This is a genomic window from Bartonella sp. AA56HLJMS (genome assembly GCF_042197145.1).
GTDB lineage: Bacteria > Pseudomonadota > Alphaproteobacteria > Rhizobiales > Rhizobiaceae > Bartonella.
The window spans coordinates 1-3,033 of sequence record NZ_JBHIRL010000056.1; the positions used below are offsets into that span (position 1 = coordinate 1).

Annotated in this window: 1 protein-coding gene, 1 tRNA gene and 3 pseudogenes; 4 read left to right on the forward strand and 1 reads right to left on the reverse strand. The window is 35.3% G+C overall.

Translation table 11 applies throughout. The features are described 5' to 3' along the window. Positions 1–688: pseudogene (locus tag ACFINI_RS10235) on the reverse strand (hypothetical protein); the annotation flags it as partial. Here ACFINI_RS10235 and ACFINI_RS09630 point away from each other — a divergent pair. The 4 genes and pseudogenes from ACFINI_RS09630 to ACFINI_RS09645 all read left to right on the forward strand — a co-directional run. Continuing rightward, positions 674–781, forward strand: a pseudogene (locus ACFINI_RS09630) (exonuclease); the annotation flags it as partial. The pseudogenes ACFINI_RS10235 and ACFINI_RS09630 overlap by 15 nt on opposite strands. 118 nt (positions 782–899) lie before the next feature. Next, positions 900–1,118: a hypothetical protein gene (locus tag ACFINI_RS09635; RefSeq protein ID WP_375648016.1), complete on the forward strand. Its 219-nt coding sequence runs from the start codon at positions 900–902 to the stop codon at positions 1,116–1,118. Between the two features lie 6 nt (positions 1,119–1,124). Next, positions 1,125–1,723: pseudogene (locus ACFINI_RS09640) on the forward strand (tyrosine-type recombinase/integrase). A 942-nt stretch (positions 1,724–2,665) separates the two neighbouring features. After that, positions 2,666–2,755 (forward strand) — tRNA-Ser (locus ACFINI_RS09645). The last annotated feature ends 278 nt before the right edge of the window (positions 2,756–3,033 follow it).

Sequence of the window (3,033 nt, forward strand, 5' to 3'; positions counted from 1 at the left end):
TGAGTTGATCGACCACCAAATTCAACGTGCCACCCGCTTGGACAAGACCAGGAGCTGCATCAAGAGCTTCTGAACCAATCTGGCGATCCTTGCCATTGGCTATATCTAAAGAAACATCGCGGCTTCCATCAGCTTTATAGCCATAACAACTGTCTGTATAAGCCTGACAACCAAGATAAGTGTTTTTATAAGCTGTTGCCCCCAAATTAGTGAGCACATTGGCGTGGATATCGGCATTTCTCCCTGCTTCTATAGAGCTATAATGGTTATCAATGGTATCAGCATTAATAATAAGATTGCCACTAGATTGTATTACCCCCGAAACAGTTGGTTTATGAGAAAACCCTTGCGTGACAGTCTTTTATGTATCATGTGAGATAAATTATTCCATCGGTACCCTTGAAAAAAGCGAACTTTCACTCTCTTCATTCCAAGTAAATGCCTTGTATACTATCTCATCTTCTAAAGTTATCTTACCATAAGTTGCCTCTTTGTTGGGCAAAGAATTTTTAAAGTGAAAATCACATATGTTTCCTGAACATTCAACTTCCTCATAGGAAACGGCCCACATTTCTACCCTCAACTCATTTGCTACACTTGTTGTATGATACAAAATCGCATTTTCAATTGGATCAAACCCCTCTGGTTTTTGGAATGCGATGGTGACTTCTTCCGTTTTTTCCGTGATGATCAACAAATTGAACAGATCAATCAAGTTGTTGAAGCCTTTTTAGCAGAGATAGAACGAGAGATACAACAACTCTCAACAAAAGCTGCTTAACCTTATGGGGTGTTTTGTTCCCCGCATATCTACGAGCACCCCCACCCTTCCTAACACTTTCAAGTAATGCGTGATTCACGCCACACGTGAATTGCATCTCAATGTAAGGAGAAAAGATATGGCGCCTCGTCCAGCTGCTATAACGCAACCAGCCATTGCACGCGCTTTAAGAGAAGCTAAAAAACAAGGTTGCGAACTCATAGAAATCAAACCTACCGGTGAACTGCTTATCTATCTTAAATCCGATATTCCAATACCAAATTCAGTTAGCCACCCAGACAAACTTTTAGATTTGTCAAAGAATGAATATTACGAAACCGCACTCTCTAAGATGTAAAATACCATGCCTAAACCACGTCCTCCTCATCTCGTTAAACAAATTACTCAACATGGCAAAATTGTATGGTATGTACGTATTGGTCATGGCAAACGCATTAGAATACGCGGTACCTATGGAACGCAAGAGTTTGTTGATAACTACAAAAGCGCACTTGCCGAGTTACAAGGGCTTATACTTCCTAAATCAAAAACCGGTAAACTTGTTGAAGGTTCATTTGCATGGCTGCTTAAACAATACTTTAACAGCTCTAATTGGCATAGCTACACTAAAGCTACAAAAAAACAAAAAGAACTCAATCCTTATGAAGGTATGTGATTGGAGAAGAAACATTCATTTGTGGTAAGAAGGTAAAAAACTAGTTAAAGAAAGTTTTGGCAACCTTTTTCGTGAGGCTTGTAACGTAGCGGGAATCGAAAAATCAGCACATGGCTTAAGAAAATTAGCAGCAACACGCGCAGTTAATTCTGGTGCAACAGTATCACAATTCAAAGCAATTTTTGGCTGGACAAATGATGCTATGGCATCTCTTTACACAAAGAGCGCAGACCGTAAAAAAACTCGCTCTTGAAGCCATAAAAAAGCTTCAAAAAGATGAGGGATAGAGGCAAAAAAACTCAATAGAATCAGGAATAACCTATTCTCTCATATTAGACATAAATATTTTATTTTACACATACTTGTGATGAATCGGCTTTTAAAACTTTGTCTTTTAAAGTTTACGCTTTCTGACTCTGCATAATTTAGCGTTTTTAAGTTCTATTCTTGAAAAACTATGTAATACCTTCACAAACTATCTATTGATCTAAGGGTATTGCTCAATAATTTTTTCTTCCATTCAAATTAACTTTTTGCTTATCCCACAGAAAAAGCATTACAAATATACCTAATTTCCAGCCATATCTAGAAGAGATTTTAAACTATCGATGCAAATCTTACATAAAATTTTATTCAAATAGTGCAAATCAGCCATTCCCTCCAAGGTACTCTTTAGACGCACTAAATATCTGAATATTTTTATTTAAAAACTTAAAATCTTTTAAAGAGTTTTCTTATTGAATTGTACTTAATTTAAACTCAATAAAAACTTTCCTTGAATATATATGTCATTCTTACAAATTTATCTCTCATAAACTGTCAGAGTAATAACATTTTCTTTTCGCCAATATGAACGATCTAAATAAAATAAATATCTGGAAAGGTAAAATAATCCAAAAATACACGACCGGAATTTAATATAATTTATCAAACATTTTCAACTAAACATTTCTTATTATTACGAAAACGATTGTTAGAACTTAAAAAAAATATTGCTTTGTAGAAAATTTTTAAACAGGAAAAAAATGATAAATATCATAATTACCTTTCATTTTTTCAGAAAAAACTATCATGTTTAAAAATGAAACTCTTAGATAACACACTCAAAGAATTAACTTATGAAGAATTATTTTAATTGAAACTTAAATAGTTTTACAAAGAACGCTTTAAAATGCGTATTAAAATGATTGACCTTTTACAAGAAATTTGTCAAAAAGCATATCTAGTGTGGAGGGGTGGCCGAGCGGTTTAAGGCACCGGTCTTGAAAACCGGCGTGCAGGAGACTGTACCGTGGGTTCGAATCCCACCCCCTCCGCCACAGCACTTTTATGGTGCTATAACTTATTGATTTCATGTGTGTTTTTTCAAGGTGCGGGATTCGTAAATAAAGGTTCGGGAATAGGATTCTCGAACATGCTTCTACGAAGCGCATGCTTGTTTGCTAACTTTCTCTAATAATTTTTTAAATTCTGCTAAATCCTGTTGTGAAAGATTATGTAAATTTCTAACAAACATGCCAACTGTAGCTTGCCAGCAGGTTTTGTATATTTTGCCACTAGGTTTTGTACCAATTTATTTTTTCTCAAAGAGTTTTTA

What these genes read in the sequence shown, in the direction of transcription:
- ACFINI_RS09635 (WP_375648016.1), top strand. Translation starts at nt 900, where the DNA reads ATGGCGCCTCGTCCAGCTGCTATAACGCAACCAGCCATTGCACGCGCT.